We start from the raw sequence: 3,005 nt of genomic DNA on the forward strand, positions 1-3,005 counted from the left end.
GATTTAAGTTTTTACTGATGTTTTTTCTGCTGCTATTTCTATAGCTTTTACAATACGCAAATATGTGCCACAACGACATAAATTTCCATTCATGTACATTTTTATCTCTTCCCTTGTTGGATTCGGATTTTCAGCAAGCAGGGCAACCGCCTGCATAATCTGACCCGATTGGCAATAGCCGCATTGTGGTGCTTGTGCCTCTACCCAGGCTTGTTGAACCGGATGATCTCCATTCTCGGATAAGCCTTCTATTGTCGTAATTTTTTGATCCTTTTTTAGACCACTCAGTAACAATGTACATGATCTCATTGGCTTGCCGTCCACAAGCACAGTACAAGACCCACACAATGCAATTCCGCAACCGTATTTTGTACCTGTCAGTCCAAGATGTTCACGTAATACCCAGAGTAAAGTTGACCCCTCCTTTATATCTATATTGTATGTTTTGTTGTTAATATTTAGCGAATTAGCAGCCATATTTTCTTAGGATAGAATAGGCTTAAGTTACTAAAAATCCTTCTAAAGAACAGGTGCTAAATAAAATTTATTTTGTGGATCTGTATCTGTCAATAAAGCGACTCAGTATTTTTTTGGGGACCGGTGTATTCGATTGTCGAATAGCTGTGATTAGATCTTCAGCCTCTTCAGGCTTGAAATAACCGGCATATTTATAAATTTTGATGCGTAAGATGAATTCATCTGCATCGGCTTCCGGATGAAATTGAGTTGCATATATGTTCTTTTTTACCCGAAACATCTGCACCGGACAGGGATCTGAAGATACGAGGAGAACGGCTCCGGGAGGAACAGCATCACAAGCTTCTTTATGCCCCACTAAAGCAGAAAATTTCTTTGGAAGGCCTTTTAAAACTGGATCTTTAGCCCCTTCGTCTGTTACCCAGACTTCAACACTTCTTAAGGGTTCCGCATATTTATTAGTAATGGTTGCCCCGCAATATCTACCCAAGAGCCCATTCCCGGAACAGGCTCCAAGAAACGGAAAATCCAGAGGAATTAACTTGTCGAAAAGCGAATTAAAAAATACTTCAACCCTTTTTTGAGTGGCGCTTTTTTTTGCTTCCGGGATGCTTATATCAAAAGGGCTTCCACCGGCAATTATGGCCGAGTAATTATTAATATCTATATCCTCAATGTTTTCTTGTTCAACCCTGATACGATGTACCTCTTCAGAAGATAACCCGCCATAGCGTAAAATTGCCTCAAACTCACTATCGGAAGCTTCAGTTTCGGGACGCATTTGGAGAATTAGAAATTTTTTCACGGAACCTTTTTTTATAATTCTGTAATCATTGGTTTATGTTGATTTTTAAATATGGGCTATAAAAATAAATTTTAACGCACACCATGTACATTCATTTCCAGGGTATAAACAGAATTCATTGCAGTAATAAAAAGCATATTTTGATCAGGTCCGCCAAATGTAACATTGGCCGTCCATTTTTGGGGTACCGGAATTTGAAGTATTTCTTGCCCTTTTTTATTAAAAACAGTTACTCCATTACCGGTCAAATATACATTGCCCTGATTATCTATTGTCATGCCGTCTGAGCCCAGCGGCGTAAATAATTTTTTATTGCTAAGATCACCATTTTCAGAAATGGTAAAGCTATATGTCTTCTTATCGCCTATATCCGCGATATAAATCATTTTCCCATCCGGAGTACCTATTATTCCATTGGGTTGTACCAGGTTATCAGCTACTATACGCAACTCGTTCATATCAGGGGTTAAATAGTAAACACGTTCTTTTTCAATTTCTTTCTCATTGCGCTCCCAATAGGGTCTTTGATAATAAGGATCTGTAAAATAAATACCTCCCTTCGGATCTACCCAAAGGTCATTAGGACCATTGAGTTTTTTTCCTTGAAATTCGTCTATCAGGACTTTCGGTTTTTTTGCCTTATCTATTCTCCAAAGTTCAAATTTTTCATCGGCGCATGCCAAAAGATTGCCATCGTGATCAAAATAGAGGCCATTTGCTCTACCGGCATCTTCCATATAAACAGAGACCGAATTATCTGAGGCCGTCCATTTTAGAATTTTGTTATTAGGCTGATCAGTAAAGTATACATCACCATTTTTAGCTACTGCCGGACCTTCAGTAAATATGTAATCTGCAGCAACCAGACTGAGCTCAGCTTCATTAGCCAAAAGCTTTGGTTTTTGGGCTATACAACTAAAAGCTATAAGTAAGATCAGTATTGCGTTTAATGGTTTCATTACACTGCTTTTTAAAGAAAAATATGAATTAATTACCGCTCCATCCAGGACCGCGAACCACCCTGCCGGGGAAAGCACCGGTATGTTCTCCGTCTTTGAGTACCTGTGTGCCATTTACAAAGACATGTTTCATGCCTGTGGCATATTGATGTGGCTTAGCAAAAGTAGCGTTGTCTTTAATTGTATTGGCATCAAAAACTACAATATCTGCATAATATCCTTCTTTTAGAGCGCCGCGATGCTTTAGTTTTAAATTGTTAGCAGGAAGAGAAGTAAGTTTATAGATAGCTTCCTCCAGTGGAATAACTTTTTCGTCACGCACAAAATGCCCTAATAAGCGTGCAAAGGATCCATAAGCTCTCGGATGTGTACTTTGTTCTAAAAACACGCCTTCAGTAGTATAGGATCCTGCATCAGAACAGATGGACATATAAGGTAGGGCCAGTTTCTTTTTAATATTCTCTTCAGACATTGAGAAGTAAACCACCTGAATTCTGCTATCGTCTTCCTGTATTAAGTCAACTACGGCCTCGGCAGCGGTAATATTTCTTTCCTTGGCTATTTCGGCAAGGGTTTTACCTATAAGGTGCCTCATTTGTTTATTTCTGAACCCAACTAAAAGGATCTTTTCCGGTGGTACATGAAATTTTATTTCCTGAATCATCTGCCTCCTTTTTGCCGATTGCGATATCAGTTCCATTGTTTTGCTATGCCCACCTTCTTTTGCCCATGACGGCAATAAAATATTTAGACCTGTGGAACTG

Annotated in this window: 4 protein-coding genes; all 4 read right to left on the reverse strand. The window is 39.1% G+C overall.

The features are described 5' to 3' along the window. Nucleotides 1-3 precede the first annotated feature (3 nt). The gene (locus tag WBN20_RS14345) at nucleotides 4-477 is read right to left on the reverse strand and encodes a (2Fe-2S)-binding protein (RefSeq protein ID WP_424282181.1); all 474 of its coding nucleotides are present in this window, start codon (nucleotides 475-477) and stop codon (nucleotides 4-6) included. 67 nt (nucleotides 478-544) lie between these two features. After that, nucleotides 545-1,282, reverse strand: a complete 738-nt coding sequence (locus tag WBN20_RS14350) for a glutamine amidotransferase (RefSeq protein WP_424270746.1) — start codon at nucleotides 1,280-1,282, stop codon at nucleotides 545-547. Between the two features lie 71 nt (nucleotides 1,283-1,353). Beyond that, nucleotides 1,354-2,355: an SMP-30/gluconolactonase/LRE family protein gene (locus WBN20_RS14355; RefSeq protein ID WP_424282182.1), complete on the reverse strand. Its 1,002-nt coding sequence runs from the start codon at nucleotides 2,353-2,355 to the stop codon at nucleotides 1,354-1,356. Beyond that, nucleotides 2,270-3,005 (reverse strand): N-acyl-D-amino-acid deacylase family protein (locus tag WBN20_RS14360; protein ID WP_424282183.1); only part of this gene is annotated, 736 nt, incomplete at its 5' end. The genes WBN20_RS14355 and WBN20_RS14360, both read right to left, overlap by 86 nt.

It is taken from the genome of Eudoraea sp. (genome assembly GCF_049665975.1).
In the GTDB taxonomy this organism is placed as follows: Bacteria; Bacteroidota; Bacteroidia; order Flavobacteriales; family Flavobacteriaceae; genus Eudoraea.